Genomic DNA, 22975 nt, shown 5'->3' on the forward strand with positions numbered 1-22975 from the left:
TAGGCGGCTGGCCAGTGGGTGGCGGTATTCAAGCCCACGGCCGGAACCTGCGTCTGTAGTGGAAACCGGGGACAGACAATGGCACGAATACGACACGGCGGGCGGCGTTTCGGCCACTTGAACAGACGCCGCGCTGAGCCGTAGTCGGCTAATTGGCGTCAGAAGACCGATAGAAGCCAGCGTGTTTGCCGTCGATGAGCGGTCACGTAGGTCATCGCGAGCGCTCTCATGTAGCTGATTTCCTACACAAAAATCAGCGAACTTTGATGTGTCGTGACTGTCCGGGTTTCCGGGGCCATACACCGGCGGGGACGGGTGCTTGAATCCGCGGACGATCATTGGAGAAGGACGCTCCCAGCCCATGCTTGCCGCCGATACCTACCCGTTGACCAGCGCCCAGCGCGATATCTGGTTCGACCAATTGAGCCGAGGCGATTCGCCGCTCTATACCATCGGCGGCTATGTCGAGCTGACCGGCGCGCTGCAGCCGGCACGCCTGCGCCAGGCCCTGGAGCAATTGGTGGCGCAACACCCGGCGCTGCGCACCGAACTGGTGCCGGGGGCGGGTGCCGACGGCCTGCCACTGCAACGCTTTGCCGCTGAGTCGAGTGTGGAACTGCCATTGCTGGACCTATCCGGGCAGGCAGACCCGCAGGCCGCTGCCGCGTCGTTGATCCAGCAGCAGATGGGGCAGCGCTACCGCTTCGATGGCTCGCCGCTGTTCCGCTTCGCGCTGATCCGCCTGGGCCCCGAGCGGCACTGGCTGGCCACCCAGGCCCACCACCTGATCCTCGACGGCTGGGGCTTCGGCCAGATGCTCAAGGCCCTGGGCGAGCGTTATACCGCGCTGCTCGAAGGCGGCACCGTGGCCCCTGAGGGCACTGGCTACTCGACCTTCATCAGCGAGGACCTCAGCTACCAGGGCTCGCCCCGCCAGGCCCGTGATCGCGCCTATTGGCTACAACGCTTCGCCACGCTGCCCGAGCCGCTGCTGGTCGCGCGCCATCCTTACCGCCGTGCCACCGACGAGGCACCGTCACGCACCTGGGTGCAGGCGTTTCCCGCACCGTTGCATGCACGTATGCGCCAGTTGGCCAGCGCGCACCAGGCCTCGGCCTTTCACGTACTGCTGGCAGCACTGCACCTGTGCTTCACCCGGAGCGCCCAGCGCGACAGCTGGGTGGTTGGGCTGCCACTGCTCAATCGGGGTGGCGCGCGCTACAAGAACACCCTGGGCCTGTTCGCCCAGGTCAGTGCCGTACCCCTGGCATTCGCGCCGACCTTGAGCTTTGCCGAACTGGTGGCGGCGGTGCGCGACACCCTGCGCCAGGATTTCCGCCACCAGCGCCTGGCGCTCAGCGAGCTGAACCGCGCCCTGGCCGCGCGGCGCGGGGCGCGTGAACAATTGTTCGAAGTGTCGGTGTCCTATGAGCAGGATGACCACGACTACCGCTACGGCGAGGCCACGGCGCACACGGTGAAAGTCTCCAATGGCCACGAGAGCACGCCCCTGGCCATCCACCTGCGCAGCAACCGGCACAACGACAAGGCCTGGTTGCACCTGGTGCACCATCGCGCCTGGCTTGACAGCGATGAGGCCCAGGGCCTGGCCCGGCGCCTGCTGCATGTGCTGGAGCAGGGCTTGGCGGCACCGTCGCGGCCCATCGCCGATTTCAACCTGCTGACGCCGGCCGAGCACCACCAGTTGCGGCAGTGGAACGCCAGCGCGTTACCCGCACGGGGCGAGCCCGTGGTCCATCGACGCATCGAGGCCCAGGCCGCTGCGCGACCGCATGCGGTGGCCGCTGTACAGGAAGGCCGGCAGTTGAGCTATGGCGCGCTGAATGACCGGGCCAATGCCCTGGCGGCCCATCTGATCGCCCTCGGCGTGGTGCCCGAACAGCGGGTCGCGGTGGTGGCGCGCCGTGGACTGGAGACGTTGGTGGGGTTGCTCGCGGTGCTCAAGGCCGGCGCTGCCTACGTGCCGATTGACCCCGCGCACCCGCGCGAGCGCCTGGCCTACCTGATCGAAGACAGCGCCCCGGCGCTCTTGCTGACCCAGAGTGGGCTGCTCGAGCGCCTGCCAACCCTGGCCGTGCCGGTGATCGAACTCGATCGCTTCGCAGCGGACGGGCCGCCACCCGGCAACCCCGCGGCGACCGGCGTCGGGCCGGGCAGCCTGGCCTATGTGATCTACACCTCCGGCTCCACTGGCCAACCCAAGGGGGTGATGGTCGAGCAGCGTATGCTCGCCAACCTGGTCGACTGGCACTGCCAGGCGTTCGGCCTGGACGCCAATGCCCATACCTCGAGCCTGGCCGGTTTCGGCTTCGACGCCATGGCCTGGGAGGTCTGGCCGGCGTTGTGCGCCGGGGCGACCCTGCACCTGGCACCGGTGCATGACCGCGGTGAAGACCTCGACGCCTTGTTGCGCTGGTGGCGCGCCCAGCCGCTGGATGTGAGCTTCCTGCCCACGCCGGTGGCCGAGCATGCCTTCGGCCAGGAAGACCACCCGACCCTGCGCACCTTGCTGGTCGGCGGCGACCGCCTGCGCAGCCTGACGCGGCGGCGCCGCTACCGCGTGGTGAACAACTACGGGCCCACCGAAGCCACAGTGGTGGCCAGCTCCGGCGAGGTCGAGCCGGGTCGGGCGTTGCATATCGGCGCGCCGGTCGCCAACACCCAGCTGTACGTGCTGGACAGCCAGCAGCGATTGCTGCCGATCGGCATGGCGGGCGAGCTGTACGTGGGCGGCGACGGTGTCGCCCGGGGGTACCTGAACCGCCCACGCTTGACCGCCGAGCGCTTCCTCGACGACCCGTTCAGCGAGGCCGCGGGCGCACGTATGTACCGCACCGGCGACCTGGTGCGCTGGCTGCCCGACGGCACCCTGGAGTACCTCGGGCGCAACGATGACCAGGTGAAGATCCGTGGCGTGCGCGTGGAACTGGGCGAAATCGAGAACGCCCTGGCCAGCCATGCCGACGTGCGCGAGGCGGTGGTGCTGCTGCGCGACGGCCAATTGCAGGCGTGGTTCGTCGGTGGCGACGTGGCGCCGAGCGTGTTGCACGAGCACCTGCGCAACCTTCTGCCCGCGGCCTTGCTGCCAGTGGCCTACCAGGCGCTGGCCCATTGGCCGCTGACCGCCAACGGCAAGCTGGACCGTCGAGCGTTGCCGGCACCCGGCGCGCAGGCCATGGTGCGCCGTGGCCACGAAGCCCCCGAGGGTGAGGTGGAAAAATGTCTGGCCGCGCTGTGGAGTGAACTGCTGCAGGTGCCCGGGGTAGGGCGCCATGACCATTTCTTCGAACTTGGCGGGCATTCGCTGCTGGCGGTGCAATTGGTCGAGCGCATGCGCCAACAGGGTTTGCAGGCGGATGTGCAGGTGCTGTTCGGCCAGCCGACCCTGGCGAGTCTCGCGGCGGCCTGCCGCCAGGCGTCCCCAGCGGTGCCGGCCAACCGCGTGCCGCCGGGGTGCACGCAGCTCACGCCACAGATGTTGCCCTTGACCGACCTGAGCTTGGCAGCCATCGAACGCATCGTCGCTGGCATCCCCGGGGGGGCTGCCAATGTGCAGGAGATCTACCCGCTGGCGCCGCTGCAACAAGGCTTGCTGTACCACCACCTGCGTGACCACGAAGACCCTTACCAGCAGCACGCGCTGTTCGCCTTCACCGACCGTGCCAGCCTGGACGCCTTCAGCCAGGCATTGCAACAGGTGATCGCGCGTCACGACATCCTGCGCACTTGCCTGGCATGGGAGGGCATCGAACGGCCGCAGCAGGTGGTCTGCCGCCAGGCGCCTTTGCCGGTGACGCTGCTGGACAGCGTGCCCGAAGACGCCAGCACCTACCTGTGCAAGCAGTACCTGCCAGGGCAAGCGCCGCTGGACCTGAGCCGTGCGCCGATGATGGCGCTGGCGGCACTCGCAGATCCCGCGAACGACCGTTGGTTGGGCCTGCTGCGTTTCCATCACCTGGTCAACGACGCAGTCTCGGTGCACGTGCTGCTGGAGGAGTTGCGCCTGCTGCTGAGCGACGAAGGGCACCGGCTGCCAACCCCCGTGCCATACCGTAACTACGTTGCCCACAGCGGCGCGGCTGACCGCCAGGCGAAGCACGAGACCTTCCTGCGTGAGCTGCTGGCAGGTGTCGACGCGCCGCCGAAGCTGCCCGGCCTGGGTGAAGCGCAGGACGGCGCACAGGAAACGCTGGAGCGGACGCTGCCCTTGTCGCTGGCCGAAGGCCTGCGCCACCTGGCCAAGCGTCAGGGCGTCAGCCTCGCTAGCGTGTTCCACTTGGCCTGGGCCCAGGTGCTGGGCGCACTGGGCGGACGCGATGACGTGCTGTTCGGCACTGTCCTGCTGGGCCGGGTGACAGCGGGCGAGGGCGCCGACCGGGCGTTGGGTATGTTCATCAACAGTTTGCCGCTGCGCGTTCTGCTGAGCGGGCGCACGGTCGCCGAGGCGCTGGTCGAGACCCAGGCCGGACTCGCCGCGCTGCTGGAGCATGAAGATGCGCCGCTGGTGCTGGCCCAGCAGTGCAGTGGCCTGCCGACGGGCGTGCCCCTGTTCCAGGGTTTGATCAACTTCCGCCAGGGCCCGGCGCCCACGCAACTGGCGTTGCCGGGGGCCGCCCTGCTGCACGCCAGCGAGGTGCACAGCCACCCCCTGGCGCTGTCGGTGGATGACCGTGGCCACAGCCTGCAGCTTGGCCTGCACGCCCCTTGCGCGCTGGGCGCGCAGCGCGTGCTGGACTATCTGGAAAGCGCCCTGCGGTCGCTGCACGAGACCTTGAACCGGGACGCGAGCCAGCCACTGAGCCAACTCTGCATCGTGCCTGAAGACGAGCGGCGCCGCCTGCTGAACGCTTTCAACGCCACCGACCAAACGCAAAGCCCATTGCAGTCGACACTCCCGGAACTGTTCCGTCGACAAGCGTTGCTTGCCCCCGAGGCGGTGGCATTGGAAACCGACGATGCGCAGATGAGCTACCGCGAGCTCGATCAGCAATCCAACAGGCTGGCCCATCACCTGATCGCCCTGGGGGTGCGCCCCGACACCCGGGTGGGCGTATGCATCGAGCGCGGGTTGTCCCTGCTCGTCGCCCTGCTCGGCGTGCTCAAGGCCGGCGGGGCCTATGTGCCACTGGACCCTGGCTACCCGGACGAACGCCTGCGCTACATGGTCGCCGACAGTGCGCCGCTGGCGCTGTTGGTGCACGGCAACACCCGTGGCCTGTTCGACGGTTACCCGACACCACGGGTCGACCTCGACCAGCACGACTGGCTGCGGCATCCGCCACAGGCGCCCGAGGTGGCGCAATTGAGCGCCTCGCACCTGGCCTACGTGATGTACACCTCTGGCTCCACCGGCACACCCAAGGGCGTGATGATCGAGCATCGAGGCTTGTGCAACCTCATGCATTGGGGTTCGACGATATGCCCCACGCGCCCGGGAGATGCCCTGCTGCAACGAGCGCCGTTCAGCTTCGACGGTTCGGTCTGGGAGCTGTTCTGGCCACTGTGCGCCGGCTTGCGCCTGGTGCTGGCACGCCCCGACGGCCACCGCGACCCGGGTTACCTGGTACAGCGGGTACAGGCCAAGCGGGTGACCGCCATCCAGTTCGTGCCGGCGCTGCTGCACGCCTTCCTCGAAGAGCCGCAGATCGAGGGCTGCAGTAGCCTCCGCGATATCTTCTGCGGCGGCGGCGAGTTGACTTCGGCGTTGGTTCGACGGGTACGCGAACGCCTGCCGCACGTGCGCTTGCACAACGTCTACGGGCCTACGGAGGCGACGGTCGACAGCACCTGCTGGACCCTGGAGCCCACCCAGCCGTTGCCCGAGCTGTCCCCCCCCATTGGCCGGCCGATCGCCAACACTCGCTTGTACGTGCTCGACGAACACGACCGCCCGGTGCCGCTGGGTGTCGCCGGCGAGTTGCACATCGGGGGCGTCGGCGTGGCTCGCGGCTACCTCGGCCTGCCGGAACTGCAGGCGCAACGCTTCATCGCCAGCCCGTTCGTGCCGGGTGACCGTCTGTACCGCACCGGCGACCTGGTGCGCTACCGTGAGACGGGTGAGCTGGAATTCCTCGGGCGCAACGACTTTCAGGTCAAGCTGCGTGGCCTGCGTGTGGAACTCGGGGAAATCGAGGCGCTGCTGTTGGCCCACCCGGCATTGGGGCAGGCGGTGGTGCTGGTGCGTGACGAGCGCCTGGTGGCTTATTTCACCTGCCGTGACGGCCAGGCGGCGCCAAGCCTGGAGACGCTGCGTGCCCACCTGCTGGCACGGCTGCCGGCGTACATGGTGCCCGCCGCCTTTGTAACGCTTGCGCAACTGCCGTTGAGTCCCAACGGCAAGGTCGACCGCAAGGCGCTGCCGACGCCCGGGCCTGAGTCGGTGATCAGCCGCGCCTACCACGCCCCGCAGGATGATGTGGAGCGGGCGCTGGCGCAGATCTGGAGCGAGGTGCTCAAGGTCGAGCAGGTCGGGCGCGATGACAACTTCTTCGAGCTGGGTGGGCATTCGCTGCTGGCTGTGGGGCTGGTGGCGCGCATGCGCCAGGCTGGGCTGCACACCGATGCCCGGGCACTGTTCAGCCAGCCGACCCTGGCGGCACTCGCGGCCAGCACCCGGCAGCAGGTCGAGCGGGTGGAGATTGCCGAGACGGCCATCCCGCAATTGAAGAACCGTCGGCGACTGTAGCGGTTCTCGGGCCCTATCGCGGGGCGCGCTCCCACAGGTAGCTTGCCGCCAGAAAGAACGGCGGCGTACCTGGGGGAACGGGCTCGCCCCGCGACAGGGCCATCCCCCCGCAGAAAACGGATAGCACTCTGCACAATCCGGATATCCCCTTCATCGCCCCCCGCATACCCTGACCTGGCCTGAACAATAACAATGGAGACCCTGGCCATGTCCCTGGGATTCGACTACCTCAATGCCATGCTGGAGGACGACCGGGAAGCGGGTGTCTACCGCTGCAAGCGGGAGATGTTCACCGACCCGCGTCTGTTCGACCTGGAGATGAAGCACATCTTCGAGGGCAACTGGATCTACCTGGCCCATGAAAGCCAGATCCCGGAAAACAACGACTTCCTCACCCTGACCATGGGGCGCCAGCCGATTTTCATCGCGCGCAACAAGGACGGTGAGCTCAATGCCTTCCTCAACGCCTGCAGCCACCGGGGCGCCATGCTCTGCCGGCACAAGCGCGGCAACCGTTCCAGCTACACCTGCCCGTTCCACGGCTGGACCTTCAACAACAGCGGCAAGCTGCTCAAGGTCAAGGACCCCAGCAACGCAGGCTACCCTGACAGCTTCAACTGCGACGGCTCCCACGACCTCACCCGTGTGGCGCGCTTCGAGTCGTACCGGGGCTTCCTGTTCGGCAGCCTCAATGCCGACGTCAAGCCCTTGGTCGAACACTTGGGCGAGTCGGCGAAGATCATCGACATGATCGTCGACCAGTCCCCTGAAGGCCTGGAAGTGCTGCGCGGCGCCAGTTCGTACATCTACGAAGGCAACTGGAAGCTCACCGCTGAAAACGGCGCCGACGGCTACCACGTCAGTTCCGTGCACTGGAACTACGCCGCGACCCAGAACCAGCGCAAGCAGCGTGAAAGCGGTGAAGAGATCAAGACCATGAGCGCCGGGTCCTGGGCCAAGCAGGGTGGCGGTTTCTACTCGTTCGACCACGGCCACCTGCTGTTGTGGACGCGCTGGGCCAACCCCGAGGACCGCCCGGCCTTCGAGCGTCGCGAGCAGTTGGCCGCCGATTTCGGGCAGGCCCGCGCCGACTGGATGATCGAGAACTCGCGCAACCTGTGCCTGTACCCCAACGTCTACCTGATGGACCAGTTCAGCTCGCAGATCCGCATCGCCCGGCCGATCTCGGTGAACAAGACCGAGATCACCATCTACTGCATCGCGCCCAAGGGCGAGAGCAGCGAGGCCCGCGCCAGACGCATCCGTCAGTACGAGGACTTCTTCAACGTCAGCGGCATGGCCACCCCGGACGACCTGGAGGAGTTCCGCTCGTGCCAGACCGGCTACGGCGGCGGCACTGGTTGGAACGACATGTCCCGTGGCGCGGCCCATTGGGTCGAAGGCGCCGACGAGGCGGCGCGCGAGATCGAGCTGCACCCGCTGCTGTCGGGCGTGCGCACCGAGGATGAAGGCCTGTTCGTGCTGCAGCACAAGTACTGGCAGCAAACCATGCTCAAGGCCCTGGCCGACGAGCAGCCGGCGCTGATCGACGTGGAGGCCGTGCAATGAGCACCTACGAAACCGTGCGCGACTTCCTCTACCGCGAGGCGCGCTACCTGGACGATGCCCAGTGGGACCTGTGGCTGGAGCTGTATGCGGCCGACGCCACCTTCTGGATGCCGGCCTGGGACGATGACGACCGCCTCACCGAAGACCCGCAGCGCGAGATCTCGCTGATCTGGTACGGCAATCGCGGCGGCCTGGAAGACCGGGTGTTCCGCATCAAGACCGAACGCTCCAGCGCTACCGTGCCGGATACCCGCACCTCGCACAACCTCAGCAACATCGAGGTCCTCGAGGAGGCCGACGGCCTGTGTCGCGTGCGCTTCAATTGGCACACCCTGAGCTTTCGCTACAAGACCACCGACAGTTACTTCGGCACCAGCTTCTACACCCTCGACCTGCGTGGCGGGCAGCCACTGATCAAGGCCAAGAAGGTGGTGCTGAAGAACGACTACGTGCGTCAGGTCATCGATATCTACCACATCTGAAGCCGGTGCGAGAGCGCCCGGCGTGCCTTTGCGCGCGCCGTGGCCGGGCTCGCCCGCGAGGTACCGCTATGAGCTTCCAGATCGCTTTGAACTTCGAGGACGGGGTCACCCGTTTCATCCAGGCCGACGGCCACGAGACCGTCGCCGACGCCGCCTATCGCCAGGGCATCAACATCCCCCTGGACTGCCGTGACGGCGCTTGCGGCACCTGCAAGTGCCAGGCCGAGGCAGGGCGCTACGACCTGGGCGACAACTTCATCGAAGACGCCCTGAGCCAGGAGGAAATCGCCCAGGGCTACGTGCTCACCTGCCAGATGCGCGCCGAGTCCGACTGCGTGGTGCGCATCCCGGCGTCGTCGCAGTTGTGCAAGACCGAGCAGGCCAGCTTCGAGGCGGCCATCAGCGACGTGCGCCAGCTGTCGACGAGCACCATCGCGCTGTCGGTCAAGGGCGAGGCGCTGAGCCGCCTGGCGTTCCTGCCGGGGCAGTACGTCAACCTCAAGGTGCCCGGCAGCGAGCAGAGCCGGGCGTATTCGTTCAGCTCGCTGCCCAAGGACGGCGAGGTGAGCTTCCTGATCCGCAACGTGCCAGGCGGGTTGATGAGCCAGTTCCTCACCAGCCTGGCCAAGGCCGGCGACAGCATGACCCTGGCCGGGCCGCTGGGCAGCTTCTACCTGCGGCCGATCCAACGGCCGTTGCTGCTGCTGGCCGGTGGCACGGGCCTGGCGCCGTTCACCGCGATGCTGGAAAAGATCGCCGAGACCGGCAGCGCGCACCCGCTGCACCTGATCTACGGGGTCACCAACGACTTCGACCTGGTCGAGCTGGACCGCCTGCAAGCCTTGGCTGCGCGCATTCCCAACTTCACCTACAGCGCCTGCGTGGCCAACCCGGACAGCCAGTACCCGAACAAGGGCTACGTCACCCAGCACATCGAGCCGCGCCACCTCAATGATGGGGATGTCGACGTGTACCTGTGCGGGCCGCCACCGATGGTCGAGGCAGTGGGGCAATACATTCGTGAGCAGGGCATCACCCCGGCGAACTTCTACTACGAGAAGTTCGCGGCAGCGGCCTGACCCCTCGAACCATACGACGCCCCTGTAGGAGCGGCCATAGGAGAACGAACATGAGATTCCACAACAAGGTCGCCCTGGTCACCGGCGCCGCCCAGGGCATCGGCCGCGGCGTATGCTGGCGGCTGAAGGCCGAGGGCGCGCAGGTGGTGGCGGTGGACCGCTCCGAGCTGGTCCACGAACTGGCCGGGGAGGGCACCCTTACCCTCACCGCCGACCTCGAGCGCCACGACGACTGCGCCCGGGTCATGGCCACGGCGGTGCAGACCTTCGGCCGCCTCGACATACTGGTCAACAACGTCGGCGGCACGATCTGGGCCAAACCGTTCGAGCACTACACGGTCGAGCAGATCGAAGCCGAGGTGCGCCGCTCGCTGTTCCCCACCCTGTGGTGCTGCCATGCTGCGCTGCCGTACATGCTCGAACGCGGCAACGGGGCCATCGTCAATGTCTCGTCCATCGCTACCCGTGGGGTCAACCGCGTGCCCTACGGCGCGGCCAAGGGCGGCGTCAACGCGCTCACCGCCTGCCTGGCCTTCGAGACCGCCGGCCGTGGGGTGCGGGTCAACGCGACCGCCCCCGGTGGCACCGAGGCACCGCCCCGGCGCATTCCGCGCAACGAGGCCGAGCAGAGCGAGCAGGAGCGCGTGTGGTACCGGCAGATCGTCGACCAGACTCTTTCCAGCAGCCTGATGCACCGCTACGGCAGCATCGACGAGCAGGTTGGCGCGATTCTCTTCCTGGCTTCCGACGAGGCCTCCTACATCACCGGTGTGACCTTGCCGGTGGGCGGTGGTGACCTGGGCTGAACACCACTGGCGGCAAGGTTTTCTTCAAACAACAAGAACAAGAGACAGATGCCATGCGAACACTCGACATACACCCGATCATCGATAACGCACGCTTCACCCCGTTTCACTGGATGATCATGGCCTTGTGCGGCCTGCTGCTGATCTTCGACGGCTACGACCTGTTCATCTACGGCGTGGTGCTGCCGGTGATCATGAAGGAATGGGGCCTGACCCCGCTGCAAGCCGGCGCGCTGGGCAGCTACGCGCTGTTCGGCATGATGTTCGGCGCCCTGGCGTTCGGCAGCCTGGCCGACCGTATCGGGCGCAAGAAGGGCATCGCCATCTGCTTTGCGCTGTTCTCCACCGCCACCATCCTCAACGGCTTCGCCAGCAGCCCCAGTGAGTTCGGTATCTATCGCTTCTTCGCCGGGCTCGGCTGCGGCGGCTTGATGCCCAATGCCGTGGCACTGATGAACGAATACGCGCCCAAGCGCCTGCGCAGCACCCTGGTGGCGATCATGTTCAGCGGCTATTCGCTGGGCGGCATGCTCTCGGCGGGTATCGGTATCTACATGCTGCCGCGTTTCGGTTGGGAATCGATGTTCTTCGCCGCGGCGGTGCCGCTGTTGCTGCTGCCGGTGATCCTCTATCACCTGCCTGAGTCCATCGGTTTCCTGGTACGCCAAGGCCGCCAGGACGATGCGCGCACGCTGCTCAAGCGCCTGGACCCGACCTGCGACATCCAGCCCTCCGACACGTTGCAAGCCGTCGTGGGAGCCGGCGCGTCCCGTGACAAGGCCGCCTCGGTCTCGGCCCTGTTCCGCAACGGCCTGGCCACTCGCACCCTGGCCCTGTGGCTGGCGTTCTTCTGCTGCCTGCTGATGGTCTACGCACTCAGTTCCTGGCTGCCCAAGTTGATGGCCAACGCCGGCTACAGCCTGGGTTCGAGCCTGTCGTTCCTGTTGGCGCTGAACTTCGGCGGCATGGCCGGGGCGATCCTGGGCGGCTGGTTGGGTGACCGCTACAACCTGGTCAAGGTCAAGGTCGCGTTCTTCCTCGCCGCAGCGTTGTCGATCAGCTTGCTGGGGGTGAACAGCCCGATGCCAGTGTTGTACCTGCTGATCTTCATCGCCGGCGCCACCACCATCGGCACGCAGATCCTGCTGTATGCGGGGGCCGCGCAGCTGTACGGGCTGTCGGTGCGCTCCACCGGCCTTGGCTGGGCCTCGGGTGTCGGCCGCAACGGGGCCATCGTCGGCCCGCTGCTGGGCGGGGCGCTGATGGGTATCAACCTGCCGCTGCAACTGAACTTCATCGCCTTCGCCATCCCCGGCGCGGTGGCCGCGCTGGCGATGGCCGTGCACCTGGTCAGCGGCCGACGCCAGTCCGTAGCCACTTCCGCGGTGTGACCTCATCGCGGGGCCAGCCCGCGCCCAAAGGTACCTTGCCGCTCTGCTGAACGGCGGGTGCCTGCGGGCGTGGTCTCGCCCAGCGATCAAGGGCGCAGCCCTTGCCATCCCCCGACGTCGAGGCCCTATGAAAACCCTGTTCCAGGACAGCTCGCTGTCCGCCATCCTGGCCGGCCTGCTGGCCACCGTGATCTCCTACGCCGGCCCCTTGGTGATCATCTTCCACGCCGCCGAGGCTGCCGAGCTGTCCCATGCCCAGCTGTCGTCGTGGGTCTGGGCGGTGTCGGTGGGCAGCGCCGTACTGGGCATCGTGCTCAGCCTGCGCTACCGGGTGCCGGTGGTGATCGCCTGGTCGATCCCAGGCTCGGCGCTGTTGGTCAGCGCCTTGCCCCAGGTCGGCCTGGAACAGGCGGTGGGCGCCTACCTGATGGCCAACCTGGTGCTGCTGGCGATCGGTGTCAGCGGCGCCTTCGACCGCATCATCGCCCGGTTGCCAGGCTCGATCGCCGCCGGCATGCAGGCCGGCATCCTGTTCAGCTTCGGCGCCGAGCTGTTCCGCGCCTTGCCGGTGCAACCCGTACTGGTGCTGGCGATGTTCACCGGTTACCTGTTGATGCGCCGGTTCCGCCCCCGCTACGCGGTGGCCGCAGTGCTGCTGATCGGGGCGCTGGTCACCGTGGTCAGCGGGCAACTGCGCAGCGAAGCGCTGGTGCTGGAGCTGGCCTCGCCGCAGTGGGTCACTCCGCAATTCAGCGTGCCGGCGTTGTTCAGCCTGGCGCTGCCGTTGGTGCTGGTGGCGCTGACCGGGCAGTTCATGCCCGGCATGGCGGTGCTGCGCAACGCCGGTTACGCCACCGCGGCCAGCCCGCTGATCGGTGCCAGCGCCCTGGTCGGCGCCGTGCTCGCGCCGTTCGGTTGCCATGGCCTGAACCTGGCGGCAGTCACCGCCAGCCTGTGTACCGGCCGCGAGGCCCATGAAGACCCACGCCGGCGCTACGTGGCGGCAGTGGCCGGCGGTGTGTTGTACCTGCTGCTGGGCATTGCCGGGGCGACCCTGATGGCGCTGTTCGCCGCCTTTCCCGCGGCATTGATCGCCGCGCTGGCGGGCCTGGCTCTGTACGGCGCGATCAGTGAGGCTCTGGCGCGCAGCCTGGCCGAGCCCCGGGAGCGCGAGGCCGGGTTGTTCACCTTCCTGGTGACGGCGTCGGGGGTGTCCTTTCTCGGTCTGTCGGCGGCGTTCTGGGGCTTGTTGTTCGGCCTGCTTGCCCATGCGCTGCTGCGCTTTCGCCAACCGTTTTCCCCTACGCCCAACGCTTCACCCATAACAACAAGATCAAGAGAGCTATCGGAATGAACCATACCCCTTGCGTCGCCCTAGGCCTGACCTTGCTCAGCCAACCATTGCTGGCCGCCGAAGGTGGCTTCTTCGAGGATGCCAAGGCCACCCTCGGCGCCCGCAACTACTACTTCAGCCGTGATTTTTCCGACATCGTAGGCGCCAACCGGCAGTCCAAGGCCGAGGAGTGGGCCCAGGGCTTCATCCTCGATTTCAAGTCCGGCTATACCCCAGGCCCAGTAGGCTTCGGCGTGGATGCCCTGGGCCTTTTGGGCATTCGCCTGGACAGCAGCCCCGACCGGGTCAACAGCGGCCTGCTGCCGGTGCACGGCGATGGTCGCGCCGCCAGCGAGTACAGCCGCCTGGCGCCGACCTTCAAGGCGCGCCTGTCGAAGACCGAGCTGCGCTTCGGCGAATTGCAGCCGAACCTGCCGGTGCTGACCTTCAGCGACATCCGCCTGCTGCCGCCGACCTATCAGGGCGTGAGCCTGAGCTCCAGCGAGCTGGCCGGCCTGACCCTGCAAGCCGGTCACCTGACCAGCACCCACCTGCGCAACGAGGGTGGCGACGACAAGATGAATGCCATGCTCGGCCACGTGCCGATGCGCCAGGCCTATAGCGATGCCTTCAATTACGTGGGTGGCGACTATGCCTTCAACGGCAACCAGACCAGCGCGAGCCTGTGGTACGGGCAACTGGAGGACATCTACCAGCAGGGCTTCGTCGGCCTCAAGCACAGCAAGCCGCTGGGCGACTGGGTGCTCAGCGCCAACCTGGGGTATTTCACCGCCCGCGAGCAGGGCGATGCGTTGCTCGGGCGCATCGACAACCAGGCGTTCTTCTCCTTGCTCACTGCCAAGCATGGCGGCCACAGTTTCCATGTCGGCTACCAGGGCATGTATGGCGACAGCGCGTTCCCAAGGGTGTTCGCCAACATCTCGCCACTGGGCAACGAGGTGCCGACCTATGAGTTCGCCTACACCGACGAGCGTTCGTACCAGGTGCGCTACGACTACAACTTCGCGGCCATGGGCATTCCGGGGCTGACGGCGACGGTGCGCTACATCACCGGCGACAACGTCGACACCGGGCAGGGCTTCGAAGGGCGTGACCGCGAGCGCGACATCGACCTGGGCTATGCGGTGCAGAGCGGGGTGCTCAAGGGGTTGGGGATTCGCGTGAGGAACGCCATGGCACGCTCGAACTACCGCAGTGATATCGACGAGAACCGCTTGATCCTGGCGTATACCTGGCAGTTGTTCTGACGCCAGCAGCGAGATCCACGCTCCCAGGGGCGGCGTCGTTCTCGGGGATTGCGCCGCCCCCTCCACCCACGGTAGGTTCCGGCAAACACCTGCACAGGGACCCAAACCTTGGACTCACTCACCCAAGCCGTGCTCGGCGCCGCCTTGCAAGGCGCCGTGCTGGGCCGCCTCCAGGGGCGGCGATCGCTGCTCTACGGTGCCGCCCTCGGCACACTGCCGGACCTGGACGTGGTGATCCGCTACGCCGACCCGGTGTCGCAGATGACGTACCACCGTGGCTTCTCCCACTCGCTGTTCGTGCTCACCGGCCTGGCCCTGCTGCTGGCCTGGCTGGTGGCCGCGCTGGGGCGAAGGTACTGGCCTGAAAAGGGCTACCGCTGGCCACGGTTGTTCGTGGCGTTCTGGCTGGTGCTGGTCACACACCCGCTGCTGGATGCCTTCACCGTGTACGGCACGCAGTTGTTCTGGCCGTTGCCCAGCATCCCGGAAAGCTGGGCGGCGGTGTTCATCATCGACCCGGTCTATACCGTGCCATTGCTGGTCGCCGTGCTCTATGCGGCAGTGCGTGGCCTGAAGGGCAGGGCGGTGGCGCTGCTGACCACCGCGTTACTGTTCAGCACCGCCTACCTGGGTTTCGGCCTCGTTGGGCGCATGGCCGCCGAGCAGCGCTTCGCCGGGGCCCTGGCGCAACAGGGTGTCACCGCCAGCGAGGTACGTGCGGTGCCGATGGCCTTCAATAGCTTGGTATGGCGGGTGTTGGCCAAGACACCGGACGGCGACTACTACGAGGGGGTGAGCAGTGCTTTCGACCGCCAGGCGCCGGAGATGCAGCGCCTGTCGCTGAACCTGGACGCCGCCCGGCCATTGGCCGGCAATGCGTTGCACGAACGCCTGCGCTGGTTCACCGGCGACTGGCTGCGCTACGACGTGATCGGCGACACATTGGTGGTCACCGACTTGCGCATGGGCATCCCGGGCAACTACACCTTCCGCTTCAACATGGCCCACCGCGACGGGCAGGGGCAGTGGCGCGTCGACACGCCTTCGGCGTACCAGGGCGCCGGCGTCGGGGCGATGTTCAACCTTCAGGACCTGAGGTTGATCTGGCAGCGCATTCTCGACCAGCAGCCGCCTTTGCCGCTGGCCGCCTGGACCGCGCGCTACCTGGGCCAGGCCACGCCGGTGGAGGTTCGCCCCTGAGCGGGCGTTCGGCCGGGCTGGACCTGGTCAAGTGGCTGGCGATGCTGACGATGGTCGTCGACCACCTGCGTTATTTGTGGCCAGCGGCCGATGGCCTGTTCGTGGTCGGGCGCCTGGCGTTTCCGCTGTTCTGCCTGGCCATTGCCGTGAACGTCGCCCGCAGCCGTCCGGATGCGCCGTTCACGCCAGGCAACGCGCGCTACCTGGCCTGGATGCTGGCCTTTTCGGTGATCTCCGAAGCCCCTTACCGCTGGCTGGACAACGCCACGCACACCTTCAATGTGATGCTCACGCTGACCCTTGGCCTGCTGGTCGCCTGGGGCGCACATCAGCGCCCCGCGCGTTACCTGGGCATGGGGGCGGCGCTGCTGGCAGCGCTGGTCGGCGAGCGACTGATGTACGGCCTGCCTGGTGTCTTACTGCCCGCCGCCTGCCTGCTCGCCTTGCAACGCGGCGGGGCGCTCTGGCTGCTGCCTTGTGCGCTGGCGATGGCCGGCAACCTGACCAACAGCTGGCTGCTAGGCCACCTGTGGCAGCCCTTTACCCTGACGGTGCTCGCCATTGCGGCCCTGGCCCCGCCGCTGGGCGAGCGGCTGCGACGCTACGGGCACTGGCGCGTGCCGCCGGTGGGGCGTTGGGGCTACGCGTTCTATCCCTTGCACCTGCTGGTGATAAAGGGGCTGCTGCTGTGGGCAGCAACGCCCGGCGACTAATCGACCCTGGCGTCGGGAAACGCCTGGCGCAAGGACTTGGACAACCAGTCCATGAACCACAGAGCATCCTCGCTTGGCGCCTGGTTCGGCGTCAGCAACTGGTAGGTTTCCAACGCCACCGCATGGTCGACACAGCGCACCAGGCTGCCTTCGAGCAGTTCAGGGCCGACCAGCACCTCGGTGGCCAGGGCAATGCCATGCCCCCGCTGGGCCAGGTTCAGCACCACGTCGTTGCTGATGTGCGAGGTGTCAGCCTTGACCTGCACGCGCATGCCACTGGCCGCGAACCAACTGGTCCACCACGTGCCGTCGTCGACATGGATCAACTGGCAATGCGGCAGCTCGGCGAGGGTAGGGCGGTGCGGCAGGCTGGCCAGGAACTCGGGCGAGCACACGGCGAATACCTCGGGCCGGATCACCACCTCGCGCACGCCCGAGAACTCGCCGGGCAGGCCGTAGGCCACGGCAAGGTCGGCCTGGCGCGCGTCCACCGAGGTGAAGGAAGCGTTGGGCTCGATGGCGATCTTCAGGCCCGGGCGCAGGCTGCGCAGGATGTCGATGCGCGGGGTCAGCCAGCGCGAGGCGAAGGCCGGCACGCAGAGGATGCGCAGCCAACGTTCGTCGTCGCGACGGGCCAGCCGCGAGCCGGCGTCGGCCAGTAGTTGCAGGGCCTGGGAGGCGGCCTGGTAGTAGTGCGCGCCGGGCAAGGTCAGGGTGACGCCACGTGGCGTGCGTTCGAGCAAGCGCACGCCAAGCCAGTCTTCGAGGTTCTTCACGTGGCGCCCGATCGCCGGTTGCGTGACATGCAGCGCCTGTGAGGCCGCCACGTAGCTGCCCAGGCGCGCGGCGGCCTCGAAGGCGCGCACGGCGTTCAGGGGAGGGAGCCGGTCGATGCTCAAGGGGGTACCTCGCCGGTGTTAGTTTTTGTAATAGCCGGGGTAAATTTATGGTTCTTTTCGCCGCGGCTCAAGTTTCCGACACTCCAGTGGCGTATTTCCACGCCATTCGAGGAACCGGCAATGCTGGCAAGACCAACAATAAGACATACCCTCCTGGGCCTTTCCGTACTCGCGCTGGCCACCGCCGCGCATGCCGCCGACAGCCATGGGCCGTGCGGCGTCAAGGGCTTGCAGCAATGCCCGCAACCGTTCGACAGCGTGCTGCCGGCGCCCAAGGACATGCTGACCTGGGACCAGGACACCCGTGTGGTGGGCTTTCGCAATACCTACCGACAATACGAGGGCGACGTGTTCGCCACCCAAGGCGCCAAGCCCTCTCCATTGCCCGAGGCCAGCCATAAGCTCGAAACGGTGCGATACAGCCTCGATGGCAAACAGCAGCTGGGCCTGAGCGACTACCTGGCCAACCAGAGCGTCACCGGTCTGCTGGTGCTCAAGGACGGCAAGGTCGCCTACGAGTACTACGCCAAGGGCAATACCCCGCAAACCCTGTGGACCTCACGTTCGGTGGCCAAGTCGGTGGTCAGCGTGCTGGTGGGCATGGCAATCAAGGAAGGCAAGATCCAGTCGCTGGACGACAAGATCAGCCTGTACGTGCCGGAGCTGAAGGGCTCCGAATGGCAGGACGTGACCCTGCACCAACTGTTGCAGCACACCTCGGGCGTGATCTGGGACGAGAACTACGCCTCGAAGGATTCGGACTTCTCGCACATGACCCAGTGCGAAGCCAAGCCAGACCCGTACGACTGCGTGCTCAAGCTGGTGCGCTCGGTCAAACGCAAGCCCGGGGTCAAGCCGGGTGAGGTCTGGTCTTACAACACCGGTGGCGCCTGGCTGGTCGGCCGAGTGCTGGAGAACGCCACCGGCATGACCATCGCCCAGTACCTGCAAAGCCGCCTGTGGAGCCGCTACGGCATGCAGCAGGACGGCGTCTGGCACGCCCTGGTGCCCGGCAAGGTCGACATGGGCGGCCACGGTTTCAACGCCACCCTGCGCGACTGGGGCCGCTTCGGCCAGTTCGTGCAGAGCGGCGGCCAATTGCCCAACGGCGAGAAGCTGCTGCCCGACGACTGGATCGCCCGCTCCACCCACTGGACCCAAGCCAAGGGCTCGGTGACCGACTTCGCGCCCAACGGCCAGTACGGCTACCAGTGGTGGTACAACGCGCCGGCTGCGGACAGCAGCGCCGAACCGAAGCGCACCGCCACCAGCGAACAGACCTTCTGGGCCTTGGGCATCTTCGGCCAGAGCATCGCCATCAACCCGACCGAACACCTGGTGGTGGTGCAGTGGTCGACCTGGAAGAACGCCGAGTCGCCCAGCTCGCTGTATGACGAGCAGGCGGTGTTCGTCAATGCCGTGGCCCAGGCGTTGGCGCCGAAGCCTTAAGCGAAAGCGTTCAGGCCGCCCCGCGTTGCGCCACCGCGCCGCTGACTTCGAACTGGCTCATCAGCTTGTCCAGCTTGCTGGTGTTCAGGCGCACGGTCTCGGCGCTGTTCTGCAGCACGCCCGCGGTCTCGTGCATCTCCCGGGACAACTGGTCCACCTGCTTGACCGTGCGGCCACAGTCGTGGCTGCTGCGGTTGAGCTGCTGGATGATGCCGAAGATCTGCTCGACCGCCTGATGCAACTGCACGTTCTCCGACGAAGCGGTCTCGGCCAGGCGCAGGTTGTCGTCTACGTTGCGCACGCCGCCATCCATGAACGCCACGGCGCTGCGGGTCTCGTGCTGCAGGCCTTCGACCATGGCGCGGATGTCGTCGGCGGCCGAGGCGGTGCGCGCGGCCAGCGAACGGACCTCATCGGCCACCACGGCAAAACCACGACCGTGCTCACCGGCCCGCGCGGCTTCGATGGCGGCGTTCAGGGCCAGCAGGTTGGTCTGGCTGGTGATGTCGCTGATCAGGCTGACGATCGAACCGATCTGCGCCATCTGGCTGTCGAGCATCTGCACGCTGCTCGACGCCCGCTCCACCACATCGCGAATCGACTGGGTGCCGCCCTGCACCGAGAGGAACTGCTCGCGGGCCCGCTCGACCACTTCGGTCATGGCCTGCTTCATCTGTTCGGCGCTGACCGACGCCTGCTGGATCTCGCCCAATTGGCCCTCGACGATGATCATCATGTGGTGCGCCGCATCGGCCATGGCGTTGGAGTGGGCGTTGGCGCCACGGCTGCGTTGCAGCATGAGTTGGTTGGTCCTGCCGACGGTGTCGCTGGCCTTGATCACATTGCCGACCACGCCGTCGAGCTTGTCGATGAAGCTGTTGATCCAGCGGCCCATGTCGCCGGTCTCGTCGTTGGCCATGCGTGAAATGTCCAGGCGCTGGCGCAGGTTGCCTTCGCCCTCGGCCATGGTGCGCAGCAGTTCGGTCATTTCGTTCAAGCGGCGCGCCAGGCGCCGCGGCCCTACGGCGCTGAACAACGTGGCGCAAGCGAGCATGGCCAGCACTTCCACGCCGTCCGTCCAACCTTGGGGCAGGCCGCTGTAGTGCTGCACCAGATAGTTGCAGGCGAACAACCCGGCCATGCTCGCCAGGTAGGGCTTCATCAGGCCGTGGCTGAGCGAGCGGCGGCGGTAGACTTCTTCCAGATCGGCCTCGCACATCATGCCCCAGCGGTCGGGCGAGCCCGGCAGCTGGAAGGTGACGCCCTTGCCGACCACCGGGATGTGCCGGTAGTCCGAATAACCGGGGTAGGTGACGAACAGGTTGGAGCCTGTGCGGATGGTCTCGCGCACGCCGGGGTGCAGTTGTTGCGTGGCCGGGTCGGTGAAGCGCAGTTCCAGCTCGGTGTGGCGCTGGATGCGTACGGTCTTCCACGGTGTGCGCACGCCGCTCTTGAGGTTGTCGCCGCCCGTGAAGGTGCTGTCCTCGAAGCGTGAGCGGGAGAGGGCGGTGCCCGGTTGGATCGACGGGTCGAAGCGCGATTGCACCATGAACAGGTAGTTGTCTCCCGATTCGGCGAAGATATGCCCCGCCTCACGCTGGATCAGGTCGCCCAGCACGTCGTTGGGCACTCGCCCGCAGAGGCAGCCGACGGCTTTGCCGGCGACTTTCAGCGGTTGGTAGAACATCAGCGTGACTTCGTCGTGGAAGGCCGAGGTCGAGGGGCCGACTTCCAGCGTCAGCGGGTCGCGGTAGGGGCCATGGAGGAAGGGCGCGAGCAGCCCCTGGGCGAGGGCCTTGGGTTGGTTGTGGCGGGTCTGCGGATGGGCGATCCAGGTCGATGCCAGCACCGTGCCAGCAGGGTCGGTGACGAACAGCTCGCTGAAGCTTTCGGCTTGGTCGAGGGTGTCTTGAAGCAGGGCAGGGGTCAGGTGCCCGAGGTCCGGGCTGATCGCTGCGGCTAGTTCGGCGAGGTGTTCCCATTGCTCTTTTGCCCAGGCATCGAGCAGTTTGACGCGGGTGTCGGCGATAGATTCGAATACTTGCTCGATCACAGGGTAGGCCGGTTTGTTGAGCCCGCAGGCCCAGCGCATGGCCAATTTACCGGTCTTGCCGAACCAGGGGAGCCAGTGCTTTTCAGCAGAAGACAACTGCATGGAATTGCTCGACAGCGACATCCGATTCTCCATATGCGACAGCATGATGGCATTTTGAAAGCAAATAGCAGGCCGAAGACCGTCTACGGCGCGGACCATTTTTTTCAGGAGCGAACCACGAGATGCAAGGACGATTGATAGGGGGTGGGTGTGTGCTTGCCCTGCTTACTGGTGCAGCGCTGGCCGACGAGCTGTCACGAACGGAGCAACTGAACGCATTTGCCGCCGCCGGCTTCAGCGAAAACGCCTCGGAATGCGAAATTGAGGAAACGGGCACGTATTCGCCGCCCACGATGGAAGTCGTACGCGACCTTAACGGCGATGGTCGACCCGACGCGCTGATCACCGAAGGCAGTGTTTATTGCTATGGGCGTGCGGGGGCGGGCTTCTACCTGGTCAGCCAGCACGCGGATGGACAATGGAAACTGCTGGCCAGCGAGCATGGCCATGCGCAATTTCTAGAAAGCCGAGGGGCGGATGGTTGGCCTGATATTCAGGTGGCGGGGGCTGGCGCGTGTTTTGTGGTGCTGCGCCATGACGGGGAACGCTATCGGACTTTGCGGCGTATGGGGGAGCGGTGTGGGGATTGATGGGGTGAGCGCGCGGGCTTACGGCATCTAACTCAACTAAATGAATATTTAATTGAGTTATCGGTAACGCCGGGTAAATCGGCAATGCGGGAGAGGACGCCTGTGTTGGCTTACACCGCCTAAGTGAGGGTGCTCGGTGCAGGTCGCGCGGCCTTGATCCTGCTCAGCAAGTCGCGCTGCAATTCGTCGATATCGAGTCTGCCCAACATCACGAGGGGCAGCGCAAGTTTACCCGCACGATGAGTAACGAGCAGGCATGGATCGCTGGCATCGCTCATCTTCTGCACATCGATTAGGTCGGCATATCCGATCTCGACCCGTTTCAAAGAAAGTCGGCCCGCGGGTGCGGAGAAACCGACCGGGTTGAGGGTGATGTAGCGGGGCCGCGAGAAGAACAGAATCCCGCCAATGCATGGGCCGAAGAAACAGAACAAACTGAGGTACATGACAATCGGCCCCTCTGGATCGTTGTCGAGGGTCATCAGGTGGCCGGTGTAAGCGCAGCCCCCCGAGAACACCAGCGCCATGTAGAAGAGCAGCATCTTGGGGCCATAGGGGTAGATCTTGTTGGCCGACACGGGTGCATTCATAGGATCGTCCTGATCGGGGTGGTTGGAACTGGGATGTCGGCTTCACCATAGTGGCAAAGCGCCGCGCACTGTATAACACCTGATGCCCCACATTCGGAAATGTGCGTGGCGTCGACGGTGCGTGCAGCTTTGGCGCACGGTTACGGGGTTGTCTTGCCGCATGATGCGCATGCGAACACTGCGGCTGATGGATGATTGGGCGTGGTTGGCATCCTTGATGCTTTCAGGGCTGTCCCTCATGGTTGAGCACTTGAAAGGAGATTTGCCCATTGAAAATGAACCCACTGATTCCTGAGCTCATCGTCTCTGACCTGCAGCGCAGTCTGGATTTCTACTGCCAGGTATTGGGATTTGAAATCGAGTACCAAAGGCCTGAAGACAAGTTTGTCTTTCTTTCTTACCACGGCAGCCAGTTGATGCTTGAGGAAGATTACGAGGAAGAATCTCCATGGCGCGTAGGCCCGCTGGAGCAACCCTTTGGCCGCGGAATGAACCTGTCCATCGAATGTCCGGACAGCAAGCGCCTGTCGCTGGCGATCGAGAACGCTGGCCATCAGTTGCGCAGTCCCGTCCAGGAGCGCTGGTACCGCGACAATGATCGTTTGCACGGGCAGCTAAATTTCCTTGTGCTTGATCCTGATGGCTATCTGTTGCGATTCAACCAAAGCCTCGGCTCGAAGGCTGCATGAGGGTGGTGAGGGTTTTCAGGGCTGTAGGTGGTTTCAATCTGACCCCCAGAGCCCCC

Annotated in this window: 17 protein-coding genes; 14 read left to right on the top strand and 3 right to left on the bottom strand. The window is 65.9% G+C overall.

The features are described from left to right. Positions 1–361 precede the first annotated feature (361 nt). From P0Y43_RS19515 to P0Y43_RS19560, 10 genes are all read left to right on the top strand, one after another. The gene (locus P0Y43_RS19515) at positions 362–6706 is read left to right on the top strand and encodes a non-ribosomal peptide synthetase (protein ID WP_275638901.1); all 6345 of its coding nucleotides are present in this window, start codon (positions 362–364) and stop codon (positions 6704–6706) included. Between the two features lie 207 nt (positions 6707–6913). Next, positions 6914–8275: a benzoate 1,2-dioxygenase large subunit gene (gene benA, locus P0Y43_RS19520; protein WP_275638902.1), complete on the top strand. Its 1362-nt coding sequence runs from the start codon at positions 6914–6916 to the stop codon at positions 8273–8275. Continuing rightward, a complete protein-coding gene (gene benB / locus P0Y43_RS19525) occupies positions 8272–8757 on the top strand; it encodes a benzoate 1,2-dioxygenase small subunit (protein WP_275638903.1) in 486 nt (161 codons plus the stop codon). The genes benA and benB overlap by 4 nt, the downstream gene beginning before the upstream one ends. A 68-nt stretch (positions 8758–8825) precedes the next feature. Next, positions 8826–9836 carry a benzoate 1,2-dioxygenase electron transfer component BenC gene (gene benC / locus P0Y43_RS19530; RefSeq protein WP_275638904.1) on the top strand — a complete coding sequence of 337 codons (1011 nt, stop codon included), beginning with the start codon at positions 8826–8828 and terminating at the stop codon, positions 9834–9836. 50 nt (positions 9837–9886) lie between these two features. Next, a complete protein-coding gene (locus P0Y43_RS19535; RefSeq protein WP_275638905.1) occupies positions 9887–10642 on the top strand; it encodes a 1,6-dihydroxycyclohexa-2,4-diene-1-carboxylate dehydrogenase in 756 nt (251 codons plus the stop codon). Positions 10643–10695: 53 nt separating this feature from the next. Beyond that, complete coding sequence (locus tag P0Y43_RS19540) at positions 10696–12033, top strand: MFS transporter (RefSeq protein ID WP_275638906.1); 1338 nt, start codon at positions 10696–10698, stop codon at positions 12031–12033. Positions 12034–12160: 127 nt separating this feature from the next. Further along, positions 12161–13387, top strand: coding sequence for a benzoate/H(+) symporter BenE family transporter (locus tag P0Y43_RS19545; RefSeq protein WP_275638907.1), 1227 nt, complete (start codon positions 12161–12163; stop codon positions 13385–13387). After that, positions 13384–14634 carry an OprD family porin gene (locus P0Y43_RS19550; protein ID WP_275638908.1) on the top strand — a complete coding sequence of 417 codons (1251 nt, stop codon included), beginning with the start codon at positions 13384–13386 and terminating at the stop codon, positions 14632–14634. The genes P0Y43_RS19545 and P0Y43_RS19550 overlap by 4 nt, the downstream gene beginning before the upstream one ends. 108 nt (positions 14635–14742) lie before the next feature. Next, a complete protein-coding gene (locus P0Y43_RS19555) occupies positions 14743–15834 on the top strand; it encodes a metal-dependent hydrolase (RefSeq protein WP_275638909.1) in 1092 nt (363 codons plus the stop codon). Beyond that, a complete protein-coding gene (locus tag P0Y43_RS19560) occupies positions 15831–16547 on the top strand; it encodes a TraX family protein (protein WP_275639023.1) in 717 nt (238 codons plus the stop codon). Before P0Y43_RS19555 ends, P0Y43_RS19560 begins: the two co-directional genes overlap by 4 nt. Here P0Y43_RS19560 and P0Y43_RS19565 read toward each other — a convergent pair. Continuing rightward, positions 16544–17446 carry a LysR substrate-binding domain-containing protein gene (locus tag P0Y43_RS19565; protein ID WP_275638910.1) on the bottom strand — a complete coding sequence of 301 codons (903 nt, stop codon included), beginning with the start codon at positions 17444–17446 and terminating at the stop codon, positions 16544–16546. The two genes, P0Y43_RS19560 and P0Y43_RS19565, sit on opposite strands and share 4 nt — an antisense overlap. Positions 17447–17566: 120 nt before the next feature. On the opposite strand from P0Y43_RS19565, the gene P0Y43_RS19570 reads away from it, so the two are divergent. Continuing rightward, positions 17567–18895 carry a serine hydrolase domain-containing protein gene (locus P0Y43_RS19570; protein ID WP_275638911.1) on the top strand — a complete coding sequence of 443 codons (1329 nt, stop codon included), beginning with the start codon at positions 17567–17569 and terminating at the stop codon, positions 18893–18895. 10 nt (positions 18896–18905) lie between these two features. On the opposite strand, the gene P0Y43_RS19575 is transcribed toward P0Y43_RS19570, so the two are convergent. After that, positions 18906–21071 (bottom strand): methyl-accepting chemotaxis protein, encoded by a 2166-nt coding sequence (locus P0Y43_RS19575; RefSeq protein ID WP_275638912.1) that lies wholly within the window; start codon positions 21069–21071, stop codon positions 18906–18908. Between the two features lie 131 nt (positions 21072–21202). On the opposite strand from P0Y43_RS19575, the gene P0Y43_RS19580 reads away from it, so the two are divergent. Then, positions 21203–21640, top strand: coding sequence for a hypothetical protein (locus tag P0Y43_RS19580; RefSeq protein WP_275638913.1), 438 nt, complete (start codon positions 21203–21205; stop codon positions 21638–21640). 119 nt (positions 21641–21759) lie between these two features. Here P0Y43_RS19580 and P0Y43_RS19585 read toward each other — a convergent pair whose 3' ends face one another. Further along, positions 21760–22230 (bottom strand): hypothetical protein, encoded by a 471-nt coding sequence (locus P0Y43_RS19585; protein WP_275638914.1) that lies wholly within the window; start codon positions 22228–22230, stop codon positions 21760–21762. A 99-nt stretch (positions 22231–22329) separates the two neighbouring features. Between P0Y43_RS19585 and P0Y43_RS27100 the strand changes: the two genes are divergently transcribed. Together P0Y43_RS27100 and P0Y43_RS19590 are read left to right on the top strand one after the other, a co-directional pair. After that, entirely contained in the window at positions 22330–22425 is a 96-nt protein-coding gene (locus P0Y43_RS27100; RefSeq protein ID WP_430540263.1) for an isochorismatase family protein, read from the top strand. An 80-nt stretch (positions 22426–22505) separates the two neighbouring features. Next, on the top strand, positions 22506–22919 hold the full coding sequence (locus P0Y43_RS19590; RefSeq protein WP_275639024.1) for a bleomycin resistance protein: 414 nt from the start codon (positions 22506–22508) through the stop codon (positions 22917–22919). The last annotated feature ends 56 nt before the right edge of the window (positions 22920–22975 follow it).

Source organism: Pseudomonas entomophila, from assembly GCF_029193575.1.
Lineage (GTDB): Bacteria > Pseudomonadota > Gammaproteobacteria > Pseudomonadales > Pseudomonadaceae > Aquipseudomonas > Aquipseudomonas entomophila_G.

Coding starts and splice junctions, on each gene's coding strand:
- P0Y43_RS19515 (WP_275638901.1), top strand. CDS start 362: ATGCTTGCCGCCGATACCTACCCGTTGACCAGCGCCCAGCGCGATATC.
- benA (WP_275638902.1), top strand. CDS start 6,914: ATGTCCCTGGGATTCGACTACCTCAATGCCATGCTGGAGGACGACCGG.
- benB (WP_275638903.1), top strand. CDS start 8,272: ATGAGCACCTACGAAACCGTGCGCGACTTCCTCTACCGCGAGGCGCGC.
- benC (WP_275638904.1), top strand. CDS start 8,826: ATGAGCTTCCAGATCGCTTTGAACTTCGAGGACGGGGTCACCCGTTTC.
- P0Y43_RS19535 (WP_275638905.1), top strand. CDS start 9,887: ATGAGATTCCACAACAAGGTCGCCCTGGTCACCGGCGCCGCCCAGGGC.
- P0Y43_RS19540 (WP_275638906.1), top strand. CDS start 10,696: ATGCGAACACTCGACATACACCCGATCATCGATAACGCACGCTTCACC.
- P0Y43_RS19545 (WP_275638907.1), top strand. CDS start 12,161: ATGAAAACCCTGTTCCAGGACAGCTCGCTGTCCGCCATCCTGGCCGGC.
- P0Y43_RS19550 (WP_275638908.1), top strand. CDS start 13,384: ATGAACCATACCCCTTGCGTCGCCCTAGGCCTGACCTTGCTCAGCCAA.
- P0Y43_RS19570 (WP_275638911.1), top strand. CDS start 17,567: ATGCTGGCAAGACCAACAATAAGACATACCCTCCTGGGCCTTTCCGTA.
- P0Y43_RS19575 (WP_275638912.1), bottom strand. CDS start 21,071: ATGTCGCTGTCGAGCAATTCCATGCAGTTGTCTTCTGCTGAAAAGCAC.
- P0Y43_RS19585 (WP_275638914.1), bottom strand. CDS start 22,230: ATGAATGCACCCGTGTCGGCCAACAAGATCTACCCCTATGGCCCCAAG.
- P0Y43_RS27100 (WP_430540263.1), top strand. CDS start 22,330: ATGTGCGTGGCGTCGACGGTGCGTGCAGCTTTGGCGCACGGTTACGGG.
- P0Y43_RS19590 (WP_275639024.1), top strand. CDS start 22,506: ATGAACCCACTGATTCCTGAGCTCATCGTCTCTGACCTGCAGCGCAGT.